Annotated in this window: 16 protein-coding genes and 1 tRNA gene; 7 read left to right on the forward strand and 10 right to left on the reverse strand. The window is 68.8% G+C overall.

The annotated features are described in order from the left end of the window. Positions 1-10 precede the first annotated feature (10 nt). Complete coding sequence (locus tag test1122_RS24655; RefSeq protein ID WP_232271365.1) at positions 11-700, forward strand: haloacid dehalogenase type II; 690 nt, start codon at positions 11-13, stop codon at positions 698-700. A gap of 34 nt (positions 701-734) precedes the next feature. Here the strand turns inward: test1122_RS24655 and test1122_RS24660 are convergent, their stop codons facing one another. Then, positions 735-1,130 (reverse strand): ArsR/SmtB family transcription factor, encoded by a 396-nt coding sequence (locus tag test1122_RS24660; protein ID WP_232271366.1) that lies wholly within the window; start codon positions 1,128-1,130, stop codon positions 735-737. A gap of 216 nt (positions 1,131-1,346) precedes the next feature. Between test1122_RS24660 and test1122_RS24665 the strand changes: the two genes are divergently transcribed. After that, a complete protein-coding gene (locus tag test1122_RS24665) occupies positions 1,347-2,387 on the forward strand; it encodes a DUF3179 domain-containing (seleno)protein (protein ID WP_232271367.1) in 1,041 nt (346 codons plus the stop codon). After that, positions 2,384-3,007, forward strand: coding sequence for a hypothetical protein (locus tag test1122_RS24670; protein WP_232271368.1), 624 nt, complete (start codon positions 2,384-2,386; stop codon positions 3,005-3,007). Before test1122_RS24665 ends, test1122_RS24670 begins: the two co-directional genes overlap by 4 nt. Here test1122_RS24670 and test1122_RS24675 read toward each other — a convergent pair. After that, positions 3,002-3,322: a mycoredoxin gene (locus test1122_RS24675; RefSeq protein WP_232271369.1), complete on the reverse strand. Its 321-nt coding sequence runs from the start codon at positions 3,320-3,322 to the stop codon at positions 3,002-3,004. The two genes, test1122_RS24670 and test1122_RS24675, sit on opposite strands and share 6 nt — an antisense overlap. A gap of 187 nt (positions 3,323-3,509) precedes the next feature. On the opposite strand from test1122_RS24675, the gene test1122_RS24680 reads away from it, so the two are divergent. After that, the gene (locus tag test1122_RS24680; RefSeq protein WP_232271370.1) at positions 3,510-4,457 is read left to right on the forward strand and encodes a DUF302 domain-containing protein; all 948 of its coding nucleotides are present in this window, start codon (positions 3,510-3,512) and stop codon (positions 4,455-4,457) included. 40 nt (positions 4,458-4,497) lie between these two features. After that, a complete protein-coding gene (locus tag test1122_RS24685) occupies positions 4,498-5,244 on the forward strand; it encodes a hypothetical protein (RefSeq protein ID WP_232271371.1) in 747 nt (248 codons plus the stop codon). Between the two features lie 82 nt (positions 5,245-5,326). On the opposite strand, the gene test1122_RS24690 is transcribed toward test1122_RS24685, so the two are convergent. From test1122_RS24690 to test1122_RS24705, 4 genes are all read right to left on the reverse strand, one after another. After that, the gene (locus test1122_RS24690) at positions 5,327-6,868 is read right to left on the reverse strand and encodes an RBBP9/YdeN family alpha/beta hydrolase (protein ID WP_232271372.1); all 1,542 of its coding nucleotides are present in this window, start codon (positions 6,866-6,868) and stop codon (positions 5,327-5,329) included. 72 nt (positions 6,869-6,940) lie between these two features. After that, positions 6,941-7,327: an alpha/beta fold hydrolase gene (locus test1122_RS24695; protein ID WP_232271373.1), complete on the reverse strand. Its 387-nt coding sequence runs from the start codon at positions 7,325-7,327 to the stop codon at positions 6,941-6,943. A gap of 65 nt (positions 7,328-7,392) precedes the next feature. Then, positions 7,393-7,836 (reverse strand): SPW repeat protein, encoded by a 444-nt coding sequence (locus test1122_RS24700; protein ID WP_232271374.1) that lies wholly within the window; start codon positions 7,834-7,836, stop codon positions 7,393-7,395. A gap of 481 nt (positions 7,837-8,317) precedes the next feature. Then, positions 8,318-9,343: a TerC family protein gene (locus test1122_RS24705; RefSeq protein WP_232271375.1), complete on the reverse strand. Its 1,026-nt coding sequence runs from the start codon at positions 9,341-9,343 to the stop codon at positions 8,318-8,320. Positions 9,344-9,538: 195 nt separating this feature from the next. Here test1122_RS24705 and test1122_RS24710 point away from each other — a divergent pair, with 195 nt between their 5' ends. After that, positions 9,539-9,946, forward strand: coding sequence for a hypothetical protein (locus test1122_RS24710; protein ID WP_232271376.1), 408 nt, complete (start codon positions 9,539-9,541; stop codon positions 9,944-9,946). A gap of 866 nt (positions 9,947-10,812) precedes the next feature. Here the strand turns inward: test1122_RS24710 and test1122_RS24715 are convergent. Further along, a tRNA-Pro gene (locus test1122_RS24715) sits at positions 10,813-10,886 on the reverse strand. A gap of 162 nt (positions 10,887-11,048) precedes the next feature. Here test1122_RS24715 and test1122_RS24720 point away from each other — a divergent pair. Beyond that, positions 11,049-12,359 (forward strand): NAD(P)/FAD-dependent oxidoreductase, encoded by a 1,311-nt coding sequence (locus test1122_RS24720; protein WP_232271377.1) that lies wholly within the window; start codon positions 11,049-11,051, stop codon positions 12,357-12,359. Here test1122_RS24720 and test1122_RS24725 read toward each other — a convergent pair. The 3 genes from test1122_RS24725 to test1122_RS24735 are packed head-to-tail and all read right to left on the reverse strand — an operon-like array spanning position 12,356 to position 15,524. Next, positions 12,356-13,324 carry a Bug family tripartite tricarboxylate transporter substrate binding protein gene (locus tag test1122_RS24725; protein WP_422397094.1) on the reverse strand — a complete coding sequence of 323 codons (969 nt, stop codon included), beginning with the start codon at positions 13,322-13,324 and terminating at the stop codon, positions 12,356-12,358. The two genes, test1122_RS24720 and test1122_RS24725, sit on opposite strands and share 4 nt — an antisense overlap. A 19-nt stretch (positions 13,325-13,343) precedes the next feature. Next, entirely contained in the window at positions 13,344-14,906 is a 1,563-nt protein-coding gene (locus tag test1122_RS24730; protein WP_232271379.1) for a tripartite tricarboxylate transporter permease, read from the reverse strand. A gap of 12 nt (positions 14,907-14,918) precedes the next feature. Next, on the reverse strand, positions 14,919-15,524 hold the full coding sequence (locus tag test1122_RS24735; RefSeq protein WP_232271380.1) for a tripartite tricarboxylate transporter TctB family protein: 606 nt from the start codon (positions 15,522-15,524) through the stop codon (positions 14,919-14,921). Positions 15,525-15,538 lie beyond the last annotated feature (14 nt).

Consider the following 15,538-nt stretch of genomic DNA (forward strand, 5'->3'; position numbering starts at 1 on the left):
GGAGGACGACGTGCTGAACAACGGCCACCATGTGCTGGTTTTCGATGTCAACGAGACCCTCAGCGACCTGACCCCGCTGCGGGCTCGCTTCGAGGAGGTTGGTGCTCCCGCGCACCTGCTGCCCACCTGGTTCGCCGGTGTGCTGCGGGACGGCTTCGCGTTGACCGCCGCGGGGGCGTACGCGGATTTCGCAGCGGTTGCCCGGGAAGTGCTGCGAGGGTTGTTGCGCGGGCTTGCAGAGTGGTCAGGGGACGCCGACACCGCGGCACGGTATGTGCTGGACGGGTTCGCTGACCTGGAGGTGCATCCGGATGTCCCCGATGGCGTGCGGGCGCTGCGGGATGCCGGGTTCCGCCTGGTGACCATGACCAACGGCAGTTCGGCCCTGACCGAGCGGCTGCTCGCCCGGGCCGGGCTCCTGGACCGCTTCGAGCTGTTCCTCGACGTAAGCGGTCCACGGCGCTGGAAGCCCGCACCGGAGGCGTACCACTACGCGGCCGAGGGGGCAGGGGTGAGACCGGATGAAGCTCTGTTGATCGCCGTACACCCGTGGGATGTTGACGGCGCGCTGCGAGCGGGGCTGGGCGGCGCCTGGCTGCGCCGTGGAGCCGCCGCGTACCCGGAGGTGATGTCCGCGCCGACGTGCACCGCGGAGGATCTGCGGGAGCTGGCCGAGACGCTGACCGCCGGCCGGTCATGAGCTGCTTGCCGTGATCCAGCGACTCCCCGCGGGGTCAGTTCTGGCTGTCCGGGATGCGGTGACAGCAGTCCAGCGCGGCAGCGTTGTCCGCGGCCAGCGAGCGGGCCAGAACGATCAGATCCGCGACCCGGGAGTCACCCACGGAGTAGCGCAGCTTCCTGCCATCGCGGCGGGCGACGACGTAGCCGCAGTCGACAAGACAGGACAGGTGCACCGACACCCTGGGCTGGGAGATCCTGGCGTGTGCCACACAGTCGGCGGAGGTGCGTTCCCCGGCCAGGATGAACTCCAGGAGCCGCAGCCGGGTGGGATCGGACAGGGCACGGAAGAACCGCGCCACCGTGTCGGAGTGCGGGCACTCCACCGCCTCGTCGGTGGCCGGTACGACAGGGGAGCCGGCCGGTGCGGTCTTCGCGGGTGATGCGGTCATCAGCGGGCGCCTCTCCATGTGCGTCGATTCGCCTACCCGCATAGTATGGCATTTTACTATTCGGGAGCCCGTATAGAAACATGTGCTGGGACTGGCCGCGGGAGTGCTCGGCGGTGCCACAGCGCCGCCCGCTCGGGGCAGTGCCGGAAAAAGGGGAAGGTGCGCGGCAGCTCGCCGGGTTCCCGGTGTATCACCGCAGGGACAGGGAAGCGGGCCATGGACGAGCAGGCTTATACGCCGAATCCGCCGAATAAGCAGCCCAGCAGGCGGCAGATACTCAAGGGCGCCGGGGTGATCGGTGGTGCGGTCGCACTGGGCATCGGGGGCGGGGTCTATGCGCTGCGGACCCTGTCCGGCGGCTCGGGCGGCGGACCGGACTCCAGGACCTCACCGGAGGGTTCCGGTGAGCCGCCGTCGCTGGAGCGGCTGGCCGACAACGTGGTCTCCGGCGGGCCCGGCAAGGATGGGATTCCCGCGATCGACAAACCGAAGTTCGTCGACGCCGGTAAGGCCCGTTTCCTCACCGACGACGAGCCGGTTTTCGGCCTGGAACACCCGCATCTGCCGCGCGCCTACCCCCAGCTGGTGCTCGTCTGGCACGAGATCGTCAACGACACGGTGGACGGCAAGCCGCTGACCGTGACCTACTGCCCGCTCACCGGCACCGCCATCGCCTTCACCGGCCCGCCCGACGGGTCGGCCTTGACCTTCGGCACCACCGGCAATCTGGTCAACTCCAACCTGGTGATGTACGACCGCCAGACCGACTCCACCTGGCCGCAGATCACCGGCACCGCCATCACCGGCAAGCGCAAGGGCCAGCGGCTGGCCACCACGCCGCTGCTGTGGACCACCTGGAAGGCCTGGCGCAGCGCCCACCCGGACACCCAGGTGCTGTCCACCGACACCGGCCACTTGCGCGACTACGGCAGCGATCCGTATGGCTCCTACACCCGTAACAGCGGCTACTACACGGAGGGTGGCCCGATCTTCCCCGTGCTGGAACGCGACAAGCGCGAGCGCTTCGCCGACAAGGACGTGGTGATCGCGATCCGGGCCGGGAAGCGTCAGCTGGCCCTTCCCAAAGCCCGGTTGAAGCAGGACGGCACGGTCCGGGCCAAGGCGGGCGGCGTCCCGGTGACGGTCACCTGGGACCGGAAGCTGGCGGCGGCCCGAGTGGACGGGGCCGAGGACGCCTTCGACGCGATGTGGTTCGCCTGGTACGCCTTCCACCCGGACACCGAGGTGCTCGTATGAACCGCGGGGTGGCCGCCCTGTCCAGGGTCGGGGACGCGTGGGACGGCGTGGTCCACGCGGTGGTGGGCACCCCGTCCCGGCTGCGCACGGCGCTGGCCATACCGCGCAGGCGGCGGATCGCGCTCGTGATGTCCGTGGTGATGCTGGTCGCGTATCTGGCAGCCATTGGGGACCTGGCGTTCTCGGTCTCCGGCCGCTGGGCGGGTGCCCCGGTGGTACAGGCCGCCTGGGAGCGGCTGTTCAGCGTGCGGGCCCCGTATCTCTTCGAGCCGGTGCTGGCGGTGCGTACCCCGTATGCGGCACTGTTCCTCAGCCCGGTCAACGCACTGCTCGGCGCGTTGGTGGCGGCGCTGGTGGGCGCGAATGTCGCAGTGGCGCTGGCCGTACGGGACACCTCGGCCTGCCGCGTCCCGCCGACGCGCGGCTTCGGGCGGCTGCTGGGTGTGCTGCCCGCCTTTCTGCTGGGCTTCGCCTGCTGCGTACCGGCCTTCCTGCTCGCTCTGGGCACCGGTGCGGCAGCGGCGGTCCTGCCCTTCGTAGTGCCGCTGCGCCCGGTCTTCTACCCGCTCACCCTGGTACTGCTCGGCGGGGCGCTGGTGTGGGGCGGTCGCCGTCTATGACACGGTGCGGCGCCGCCATGGCAGCCAGGAGCGGCGGGGCTGAGGCTCGGGCGGGGCAAGATGGGGAGCCCGCTCGCGTACTGCCGTCAGTACCTGTTGGGTGGTGGGGTTGACCATGGCTTTCCCGGCGATCTCCACGGTGGGCACGGTCTCGTCGCCGCCGGTCACGGCCCGTACACGCGCGGCCGCCCGCTGATCGGTCCAGATGTTGTGCCACTCCACCGGCAGCCCGGTGCGTTTCAGCCCGCGGCGCAGCATCGCGCAGTACGGGCAGCCTGGCCGCCAGTAGACATGAACCGTGTCGGACGAGGTCACGGTCGCACCTTTCTTCTACGGTTTCTACGGCCTCGGGGACTGGGAACCCGCCGTAAGACGGCTCGCATTCCCAGGAGGCTGATATCAGTGGATTGTGTCAGCTCGCTGACACTCCTGGCGGGTTGAGCGGGCGGATGGGGTTGCCAGGGGTGCTCGTATTCACTCGATCTGCAGGGGATATCACTCAATGACACTGACCCGACCCACCACCGCCCGCCTGGCCATGGGCGTGGCCGCGCTCGCGCTGACCGCGACCGCCTGCGGTTCCAACGACCCGGCCGGCTCTGAGCCGAGCCCGACCAAGGACGCGGGGCGGCAGACTGGGAGCCCGGCGGAGGGCACCAAGTCAGTTTTCTCTTCCTATGCTTCCGACAAATCGTTCGCGGAGGTGGAGAAGGGGCTGAAGAAGGCCGCTGCCGATGCGGACATGATGGTGCTGGGTGATCTGAATCAGGCGGGGGCGTTGAAGTCCACGGGTTTGCGGCTGAAGGGGGCGCGTGCGTACTTCATCGGCAACCCCACCAAGGGAAAGATGTTCTTCCAGCAAAACGCCGCCATCGGCGCGGAGATCCCGCTGCGGATGTATGTGTGGGCCGATGACGACGGCAAGGGACACGTCGGCTACTTCGACCCTGCGGCGATGTTCGAGGCCATTGAGCCCAAGCTGGCCGAGGGCGGCGAGCAGATGGCCGCCGACAAGATCGCGCAGGGGGCCACCGGCGCGTCCGCTGAAGAGGGTGCCAAGGCCACCGCCGGCTACCAGATCGTGGACTCCGAGAAGTCGTTCGCCGATGTCGAGAAGGCGTTGAAGAAGGCTGCCGCGGATGCGGACATGATGGTGCTGGGTGATCTGAATCAGGCGGGGGCGTTGAAGTCCACGGGTTTGCGGCTGAAGGGGGCGCGTGCGTACTTCATCGGCAACCCCACCAAGGGAAAGATGTTCTTCCAGCAGAACCCCGCCATTGGTGCGGTCATCCCGCTGCGGATGTATGTGTGGGCCGATGATGATGGCTCCGCCCATGTCGGCTACTTCGACCCGGCCCCGCTCTTTGAGGCTATCGACCCCAAGCTGGCCGAGGGCGGCGAGCAGATGAAGATGGCCGCCGAGAAGATCGCGAACGGTGCGGCGAAGTGACCGCGGCGGCCACGGCATCTCCCACCCCCAGGGTCCGGGCATGACCGCGCGTGCCCGTCCTCTCGTGGATCTGCTGCTCAGCGGGGTGGTGCTGGCGGGGGCCACCGCGGCCGGTTCGGTGTTGTTCGCCGCCGCCCAGGGTGGTTACGGAACCCTGCCGGAGCTGGTCCTGCGCTACGGCATCCCCGGTGCGGTTGCCGTAGCGCTCGCCCCGCTGCTCGCCCTGCGCGTTTCCGGGCCACGTCTGGGGCGGGCCGTGCTGCTGGGCGCGGTGGCGGGGCTGGCGGGCACGGTGGTGCTGGAGGTGTTCCGTGAGACCGGCTTCCGGGTCTTTGACTCGATGCCGGGGGATATCGCGATGCTGATGGGTGTCCTGCTGCGCGACCAGATCATGCAGGGTCCCGACGCGGCCTCCAATATCGCCGGGTGGGCCTATCACTTCTGGAACGGAGCGATGTTCGGCGTCACTTACGCGGTGCTGGTCGGCGGCTTTCCCTTCCGGCGGCGCAGAGGTGCCTTGAGCGGGACGCTGCTGGGCACGGGCTACGGGCTGGCGCTCGGTACGGGGTTTCTGCTCAGCCCGGTGACGAAGGCGGTCGGTGCGGGTGTCTTCGGTACGGATTTCGGGGCCCGTTTCGCGGTCACCGTTTACCTGGCCCATGCCGGGTTCGGTGCCCTGATGGGCTGGCTGGTGCACCGCTACGGCCGCCGTATCGAACCGCTGTGGACTGTCGCCCGCACACTCCCAGCCGGACCGGGCAAGGGGAGAGTGGACACCGCGGCGTGAGCGGTTGCGCACCACTCACACCAGGGGCGGGTTCCCGGGGGGCCGGTCGTCTTCGCGTCGCGACCGGCCTCAATACCCGGCCTCACGCATCCCAGGTGGGCACGGAGAAGGGGCGGAAGAGGGGACCCACCGCGCGGCGCCAGAGCGGGCAGGGTGACTGCGGCTCATGGTCGAGAAACCGGGTGAGGGAGCGCTGGAACTCGGCCGAGTAGGGCACGTTCGGGTGGATCACCGGAATCGAGCAGAGATCGGTCGCCCATCGCAGCGACGGTCCGGCAGGCATCAGCGGCGTGTCGAAGACGCTGGGAACGCTGAGTACCCGGATGTCCGGGGGCGGTCGGCCGGCCAGCGTCTCCGCTATGGCGGTGGGGTGGGCCAGCCACTCGCGGCTCAGTGGGGAGTCAGGGGTGAAGACGGATGTTCCGCCCGGTCGCGACCACCGCGAAATGAGCCAGGTCACGTCGGCGGCGAGCCGGCTGACCCCCTGCTTGCCCCGGGGTGGGTAGGGGACCGGATTTTCCGGGAACGGACCGATGAGCACGAGTGCACCGACGTTCGGGAGCCGGTCTCGCAGGGCCGCCTCCCAGGTGATCCACACACCCTGGGAGTGGGTGACCAGTACGACCGGTGGTGGCAGGCCAGCCAGCTGGGCTTCGAGGGCGTCGACCAGTTCATTGGTGGAGCGTAGGGTGTCTGCCGCTTGATAGGGCGCGCCGGTCGTGATGGGGCACAGGGCAGCGTTGCGGGGCTGACCACGACCGGGACCTGCGTAGGAGAAGTAGTAGGTCTGCTCGCAGGTGTAACCGGAGAAGTGCGGGTCGATCTCCAGAATCGCTCCGTTTCCGGACGACGAGTCGACACCTGACATCAGCATGAGCGAGCCCCGGCGCGGAGTATCCGGCTCCGGTGCCCGGGGCGGGCCGGTCGGGCCGGTGACCATGACCACGACGAGGGCCGCGACCGCCGCCGCACCGACTCCGGCGATCGCCCGCCGGGTCAGCCGGAGACCGACAGCGCTCCACCGCACGCGAGGGCTGGGCTCGGGCCGCAGCGGCGGGTCCATCCGGAGGAGCCGGGCGGCGGTCAGGGTCAGCAGGGCGGAAACGGGTACGAGTACCACGGCGCCGGTCGGCCCGGTCAGGTCGGCGATCGCGCCCAGCGCGGCCAGCACCACCACATAGGCGCCGACCGTACCGAGGCGGAGCCCGTGACGGACGGCGGCGGCAAACCCGGCGGCCAGCCGCGGGGGTGTCGACCAGCCGGCGGTGGCGGTGACGGCGACGGTGGTGAGGGCGGCGACCAGGCCCATCCAGAACAGCCCGAAGTACAGCGTCGCCCCGGCGCCGAGCAACAGGGCGGCGGCGATCAGCGCCGGCGGCAGCACGACAAGATAGAAGCGGATCGCGTAGCCGAGCCGACGCCGGTCGAGGCCGCCGAGCAGCAGGGCGAGGACGGTGACGCGTACGGCGAGCGAGAGTGCGAGACCGGCGACGAACACCGGGTGGCTGGGTGAGACCACCATCAGGATCCGAAGGTCGGCGATCAGGTCGAGCGGGGGCAGCGCGACCAGATGGATGAGCCCTGGCCAACGGGGCAGGACGCCTGTGGCAGCGAGGACGGCCACGGCGACCGCCAGGGCCAGGAGCGCTGCCGGCCGGATCGGCCGACACCACCACCCCAACCACCGAGGCACGGCTCATGCCCTTCGGCAGCGGTCGGGGATTCGCCGCATCAGGTCGGTCTCGTCAAAGGGGTCGGCCCGGTGGAGGTGGGTGTGCGCGGCCGCGAGCGCCCACCGTGGGTTGCACTCGGCGACGTAGCAGGGTGATCGCATCGGGGTCTCGCTCTCTTGCGGGACCGATTCCCGGCGGCGCCCAGTCAGGTCGACGGAGACCTGGCGGCCGAAGGAGTTGGCGACCAACGCCGGTCGCGGCACGCTCGCCGCGTCGATCCAGCCGCGCAGCGCCTCGGCCGGTTCCCCGACGCTCAGCGCACGTCGAGGGCGGTCGCCCCGCCTGAAGCCGGGCAGGTCGGCCGCGTACACGAGAAGCACGGTGGCCAGTCGCTCCGTTCCCGGCCGCATCCGCTGAGGGTCACGGTCAGGGCAACGGCCGCCGCCAGGGAGCACACGCCGCAGGGGCTGCGCGGTCATTGGCGGGCAGCGGCGGCGCCCCGCCTGCCGAACGCCGCCAGCAGCAGACTCAGCGCGGCCAGAATGATGAGCACGATGCCCACAGCCACAGAATTGACCCGGGCCAGCTCAGCGCGCGCCGTGTCGCCGTAGCCGAACACGAACGGCGCCACCACCATCCAGATCCCCGCCAGCAGCACGGTCAGGTCACTCAGCAGACCGCGCGGCCGGATCAGCCGCGCGAGGCCACACGCGAAGACGATGATACCCACAACGATCTCATTGAGGTGAGCGTCAACCGCAGGTGCGGTGAACGGGTACCCCAACACCCATGGAGCTACGAAGAGCCACAGCCCGATGGCGAGGATCAGCGTTCCGATGACCTCACTCCGTTTATCGCGCACCACCGTGTCGCGCGGAGCCTTCCGGGCTGCGTGAGCAGCGTGGCCTTTTGGTGACATGGTCGCTCCTTGCCCGGACCCACCAGCAGTCACCCTGAGGGGTACCCCCACGTCCTCGGATAAACAGGGCACGATTCGCCCGGATGCCGGGACCGCGTGGCAGCTGCTCGGCTACTTGCTGCTCGACACCGGCAGCCGGTACCGGATTGAGAACCTCGGCCTGTACTTCACCCCGTGGAGAACCCCTCGACCTTGCTCGGCACCACCTGCCGCCACGGTCCTCCGCGCTGCAGCCGTATTCGGCGACGCCGGAATCGCTCTACAGGTGGCGAGCTCTTACGCAAAACACACTCCTGTGCTGGAACGGCGCACGCTCTTGACCGGAACCTCCTGTACCTGCAACCCGACAGAGCCGGTAGACGACGGTCGGACACCGGCCGGAGTCTGCGCGTACCAGCGGAGCCTGCTGCCTGTTGCCCAACTGACGAACGGGGCGAAGCGCACAGGGACAGCCGGAACACTGCGGGCGTCCGGCCGGGGGCTACGGGCCCCCGTCACCGCGGGGTTGGTGCTCGCCGGAGGCGTCGTGGGGCGGAGTGGCGATGAGGGTTCCGGGGTGCGCTCGGGCTGCGGGGTCGCGCCGGGACTTGATCAAGCTGGCTGCGGTGGTAAGGGCGAGAACGCCGCCGATGACTGCGAGCGACACGGCGGTGCTGATCTGGGGTAGCCCGGGGCTCAGGTCGTGTGCCCAGTGGAGCACCAGCTTCACGCCGATGAACGCCAGGATCAGGGCCAGCCCGCTGGACAGGTACACCAGCCGGTCGAGGAGACCGGTTACCAGGAAGAACAGCGGCCGCAGGCCAAGCAGGGCGAACGCGTTCGCCGTAAAAACGATGTAGGGCTGTTCCGTCACGCCGAACACGGCCGGGATGGAGTCGAGTGCGAAGAGGATGTCAGTACCACCGATCGCGATGAACACGACGAACAGCGGCGTGACGACCCATCGGCCTTCAACGCGGGCCGTCAGTCGGCCCCCGACGTAGGTGTCGCTGACCGGCAGCACCCGGCGGCAGGTGCGCACGAGCACATTGTTCTCGACGTCGGGGTCTTGGTCTCGGTGGCGATAGAGCTGCACCGCTGTCCACAACAGCAGCAGCCCGAAGATCAAAAACATGAAGGAGAACAACGACAGCAGTGCCGCGCCCAGAGCGATGAAGATGGCTCGCAACACCAGGGCAGCGATGATGCCGAAGGCGAGTACTCGCTGCTGATGCTCGCGGGGCACTGCGAACGTCGACACGATAATGACGAAAACGAACAAATTGTCGACCGACAGGCTCTTCTCCACGATGTAGCCGGCGAAGTATTCCGCCCCGTAGCCCCATCCCACCTGGCCGGCAAAGACCAGACCGAAGACCAGAGCTACCGCGATGTAAAAAACCGACCAGATCGTCGCCTCGCGGAAGCTCACCACGTGTGGACGTACGGTTCCCAGTACCAAGTCCAGAGCGAGCAACGCCAGAATCACACCGATCGTCAGGGCCCACCCGACCGCGGTGACCTCCACTCCACACCTCCAGAAGAACAGTCGGCGGGGTTGCTGTACTTCACTGCTGTACCGCGACTACGGAACAGGGTGGGCTCCGATGAGCATCGGACGGCAGCTTGCGAAGCCCGACCAACAGATCGTGGCTAAAGTACTCGGGCAGAGTTGAGTACTTGTGCTCTGGTCGGTTATGGGGCGAGCCGGAATGCTTGGGCCATGCGACAACGGCTACTGAAACTCGTTCCCCAGCTGTTTGCTGTCCTTGTGCTGGCTGTGGTGGCGCTAGGGGTGTGGGCCACCTGGCTGGGCTGGGACCAGCATCGTGACGTGCAACCTGACGGTACGACGACCGGCCCGTACGGGGCGTGGCAGTTGATCGGGCTGGTGCTGACTCTGCTGGTGCCGGTGTACTGGGCGGCGTCCCGGCGCTACATCGCAGGTGCTGTGCTCGGCATCACGGTCGGCCTGACCATTGCCGCCTATTACGACTGGTCGGACGACTCCAGCGGCCTCTTTATGGTCGGCGTGGGGATGGTCATGGTGGGGAGCCTCGTCGTGACCGCCGTCGTATCAGCCGTGATCGCCTCTGTGAAACGAGAAGACCCCCGAGTCGCCGTTGAGTAGGGTGCGGCGCCCGGCGGTTGCCCATAGAGATGCGCAAGACGTGCTCCGAGGTTGGTGGAGTCTTGATGCCCCAGTCAAGGCTGACCTGCTAAGACGCTGATCTGCACGGCACCCAAGGTTTGCCCGTGGTTCCCCGTGAGTCCTGTCTCGTGTCCCTGGAACGGGCATGCGGCGGGCACGTCCTGTACAGCCCCATAGCCCTCGCCCTCGGATGGCCCGGAGACGGCCTACGTGGTCGGTGTAGTGGGTGGGGCCCCAGCACGCGGGCCGGGGGCCCGTTGCTCAGCGCTCCTGCTGCTGGTCCTGTGCGCGGCGGTCGGCCCACTGGTCGGTCTCCGGCCAGGGTGTCGGCTGCGCCGTCGGCGTTCTCGCCGGTGAAGGTGACGTAGCCCTGGCCGTTGCAGGACCAGCACTCGTCGCCCTCCTGGGGGACGGGGCAGATCACCGTGAAGCTGCTCATGGGGTGCTCCTGAGGTCGGGCCCTCGTCCTGATGGGCTCCGCCAGGAAGGTTCGTGCTGCCGTACGGCATCAGGACAACGGCACCGACCGCCCCCACCCCACCGGCGCTCGATCCCACCCCACGGCCGGACGTCGGCCCCCGGGCTGTACCCCGGACCGGCCGCCGGCCTGCCCCCGCGACCCGCAGACGCCCACGCGGTCGGTGGAGTGATTTTGGGCTGGAGCTGCCATGGGGCGAGAGATCATGGGGACTTGGCGGCCGGTCGGCAGGACGCCGCTGGTCCCAAAGTGGTCCCCGAGGAGCGGCCGAAACGGCACCTGCGGCTCGTTCGCTGACCTGGCTGCTAGATACACAAAAGCCCGCTGACCTGGAAGAAGCTTCCGTGTCAGCGGGCTTGTTGCCCTGTCGGGACGGCGGGATTTGAACCCACGACCCCTTGACCCCCAGTCAAGTGCGCTACCAAACTGCGCCACGTCCCGGTGCTCTCGCGGCCTGGGGTTTGGCCCCTGGCCGGTCGCGCACGAGAACAATACCGCACTTGGGGTGGTGCTTGCGTACTCGGCTTCGGGGGAGGTTTCAGCAGGTGTGGGCGGGATACGCGGGTAGGGCTGTTGATCGTGCTCCGAGTGCTGGGAGTCGATGTGAGCCGGTCGCGGGTAGTGATCGTTGGTGGTGGGTTCGCCGGGTATCAGGCGGCGCGGGTGCTGTCGCGGAAGATCCGTGGGGTCGCCGAGGTGGTGCTGATCAATCCGAATGACTACTTCCTGTATCTGCCGCTGTTGCCGGAGGTAGCGGCCGGGGCGTTGGAGCCCCGCCGGGTGTCCGTGTCGCTGGCTGGGACGCTGCCGAAGGTGCGGCTGGTGCTGGGGGAGGTCGGCGGGGTGGATCTGAGGGCCAGGAAGGTCACATATACGGATCCTGAGGGGCGGGGCAAGGAGCTGCGGTATGACCGGTTGGTGCTCAGCGTCGGGGGTGTGAACAAACTGCTGCCCATTCCCGGGGTGGCTGAGCACGCGCATGGTTTCCGGGGAATGCCCGAGGCGCTCTATCTGCGGGACCACATGAGCCGGCAGATCGCCCTCGCCGCCACGTCGCACGATGCGGAGGAACGGGCCGCACGCTGCACCTTTGTCGTTGTGGGGGCGGGCTATACGGGTACTGAGGTCGCCGCGCACGGCAAGCTCTTCACGGATTCCCTCGCCCGGCAGCACAAGGGGGTGCCGCAGCCGCGCTGGATGCTGCTCGATATCGCGCCCCGGGTGCTGCCCGAGCTGGACCAGCGGCTGTCCCGGGCCGCGGACAAGGTGCTGCGCAAGCGTGGGGTGGAGGTGCGGACCGAGACATCCGTGAAGGAGGCCACCCCGGACGGGGTCCTGCTTGATGACGGGACGTTCGTGGGGACGCGGTGCTTGGTCTGGTGCGTGGGCGTCCGCCCCGATCCGTTGGTGGAGGGGCTCGGGCTGCCCACGGAGAAGGGGCGGCTCGTCGTGGACGAGTATCTGGCCGTGCCCGGCCATCCCGAGGTGCTGGCCTGCGGGGACGCCGCCGCGGTGCCGGATCTGACCCGGCCGGGCGAGCTCACCGCGATGACCGCCCAGCATGCCGCGCGGCAGGGGAGGACCGCGGCTCACAACATCGCCGCGTCCTATGGATATGGGCGGCGGCAGGCGTACAAGCACCATGATCTGGGGTTCGCCGTGGATCTCGGTGGGGTGAAGGCCGCTGCCAATCCGCTGCGGGTGCCGCTCTCCGGGGTGGCCGCCAACGCTGTCACTCGCGGCCATCATCTGGCGGCCCTGCCGGGGAACCGGGTCCGGGTGCTGGCTGACTGGGCGCTCAACGCGGTGCTGCCGCGGCAGGCGGTGCAGCTCGGGCTGGTACGGGAGTGGTCGGTGCCGTTGGATACCGCCTCTCCGGAGACCGCGCGGATTCCCGGCGCGAACGAGGATTAGCCCGGTATCTGTTCGGTCAGGCCAAGCCGGTCCAGCAGGGCGCCGACCCGCTTGTTCTCGTCGGTGAGGAAGCGGGAGAAGGCCTCGCCGGAGAGGTACGCGTCGGTCCAGCCGTTGTCACGCAGGGCACGGCGCCACTGCGGGGTGGTGTGGAGGCGGTCGAGGAGAGCGATCAGATCCGCCCGCTGCTGTGTGGTGATACCGGGCGGGGCCATGAGACCGCGCCAGTTGACCACTTCGAGGTCGTAGCCTTCCTCACGCAGAGTGGGGGCATCGATGCCCTCCACCCGCTGGGGACCGGTCACCGCCAGCACGCGGAGCTGACCCGCGGCGATCGCATGCCGGTATTCGGCGGAGCCGGTCAGGGCGAAATCCACCCTGTGGCTGAGTATCGCCGCGAGGAGTTCGCCGCCGCCGTCGTAGCGCTCGAAGGGAACCTCGGTGGGGGAGAGGCCGATGGTCTCGGCGATCAGCATGAGCGCTTGGTGGTCGGGCCCGCCAGGGTGGGAGCCGACCCCGGCGCGCAGACCGGCGGGCTTCCCCCGCCATGCCGTGGCGAGCTCGCCGAAGGTGCGATACGGAGAGTCCTCGGGGACCACGATGGCCTCGGGCTCCTCCAGGAGCCGGGCCAGTGGCGTGGCTTCTGCGATGGGCTGCGGCGCCTCGGCGGCCAGGGCGCTGCCGACCAGGCCGAGACCCATCTGCATGATCAGCCGGTCATTGCCGGACTCATGGATGAGCCGGGTCAGCCCGGTGGTGCCCGCCGACCCGGTGAGGTTGAAGACGTCCACCTCACCGGCGAGCCCGGTGTCCTCCAGGGTGATCGCGACCGTACGGGCCGTGACGTCATAGCCGCCACCGGCCGGGGTGGGCACCATGAGCCGGACCGGATCGTCCTGCTCCGGCGATGTGGCGCAGCCGCCGAGCAGCACGGCCAGCAGTGCCAGCGGCAACGCGGCCGCCATGGCCCGTATCACGCCTGTCTCACCCGTTCTCCTGCTGTGCCCCGACGGCGGTCCTGGGCTGCTCATCCTGACCCGCGCCGCTGACCGGGGACAAGCCCCGCCTTCGTCGCCCGCGTCGCAGGGCGCCGTAGAGCGGAGCCAGCAGGGAGAGTGCGGCCAGTGCGAGCAGCGTGGCGGAGATCGGCTTGGTGACGAAGGTGCTGAAGTCGCCGGAGGAGATCAGCAGGGCCTGCCTCATGGACTTCTCCATAAGTCCGCCGAGGATCAACCCCAGGATGAGCGGTGCGGCCGGGAAGCCATTGGCTCTCATCAGGAAGCCCAGCACACCGAAGCCGATCAGCAGCCACAGGTCGAAGGTGCTGAAGGACTGTCCGTACACACCGACCACGCAGAAGACGATGACCAGGGGCAGCAGCAGGGTCTGCGGGGTCTTGAGCACCTTGGCGAACAGCGGGATCAGCGGCAGATTCAGAATCAGCAGCACGATGTTGCCGATGTACATGCTGGCGACGACCCCCCAGAACATGTCCGGCTGTTCGTCCAGCAGCAGCGGACCGGGCTGGATGCCGAGCACCAGCAGTGCGCCGAGCAGCACCGCCGTGGTGCCGGAGCCGGGAACGCCGAGGGTGAGCAGCGGTACGAACGACCCCACCGCTGCCCCGTTGTTCGCGGACTCGGGGGCGGCGACGCCCTTGATGTTGCCCTTGCCGAAGGTCTTGCCGTCCTTGGCGAACCGCTTCTCGAAGGAGTACGCGAGGAAGGAGGCGACCGTGGCCCCAGCACCCGGCAGCACGCCGGTGAAGAAGCCGAGCACCGAGCCACGCCCGGTCGGCCCGCTGATCTCCTTGAGCTCGCGCTTGCTCAGCCGCAGCGAGGTGACCGTCCCATCGCCGCCGCCCTGTCCGCGGCGCAGCAGCATGACGAAGACCTCCGCGAGCGCGAAGACGCCCAGCGCCACGATCAGGAACTCCACGCCCTCGTACAGCTCATGCCGTCCGAAGGTGAAGCGGAGTGTGGACGTCTGGGAATCAATGCCGACCAGGGCGATCATCACTCCGACGGTGCCGGAGATGAGGCCTCTGGTGAGGTTGTTCCCCGAGAGGGAGACCACGGCCGTCAGGCCGAGGACCATCAGGGCGAAGTACTCCGCCGGGCCGAAGCTGACGGTGAGCGCCGACAGCGACGGCGCGACGAGCATCAGCCCGACCACGCCGACGGTGCCGCCCGCGAAGGAGGCGATGGCGGCCACCGAGAGCGCCTTGCCCGCCTGGCCGTTACGAGCGAGGGGGTAGCCGTCAAAGGAGGTGGCCACCGTTCCGGCCACGCCAGGGGCGTTGAGCAGGATGGATGAGGTCGAGCCGCCGAAGATGGCGCCGTAGTAGACCCCGGCCAGCATGATGATCGCCGAGGTCGGGTCCATGGTGAAGGCGATCGGGATCATCAGCGAGATCGCGCTGATCGGCCCGAGCCCCGGCAGCATGCCGATCACCGTGCCCATGAGCACGCCGAGGAAGACAAAGGCGAGGTTCTCCGGGGACAGAGCGACCCCGAAGCCGTGGATGAGCTGGTTGAAAGCGTCCATGGTGGCTCCCGGTCAGAAGGGCAGTGGCCCGGTTGGCAGGGCCACGTCCAGCCCTTCGGACATGCCGAGGTAGAGCGCCAGCGCCACCCCGCTTCCGACCAGCACGTTGACCCAGTGGCGGCCGAAGCCGAGGTACCAGGCCGTGCCGGTGACGAACAGCGCCGTGGACAGCACAAAGCCGAGCGGTACGAAGAGTCCGACGTACAGACAGATCGCGATGAGCAGCGCGGCCAGCTCCAGCCGGGCGTCGGAGAGGCGGCCGAGGGCGGGGCGGCTCATGGGGGTATCGGGGCCGGCGGGGCCGGCGGAGCCGGCGGGGCCGGCGGGGCCGGCGGCCGTTGCCGCCGCGGGGCGCGCGGGTGCCTCGGTGGGTTCTGTGGCGCCTGTGGTGTCTGTGGCCTCGGTGGGCCCCGTGGCTTCGCCGGGGGACCGCTGGAAGAAGAGCGCCACGCAGAGGAGGATCAGTATCAGCCCCAGCCCGCGGGGCAGGGTGCCGGGCTGGACCGGCACCTCCACCGCCGTGAACTCCGGGATGCGATACGCCTGCACGGTGTAAGCCAGGGCCAGGACGCCGAGCACAGCGGCCACCGTGCGCTGCGAGAATCGAAAGTGATGCATTGAAGTACTCCGCG

The sequence above is a fragment of the Streptomyces gobiensis genome (assembly GCF_021216675.1).
GTDB classification, from domain to species: Bacteria; Actinomycetota; Actinomycetes; order Streptomycetales; family Streptomycetaceae; genus Streptomyces; species Streptomyces gobiensis.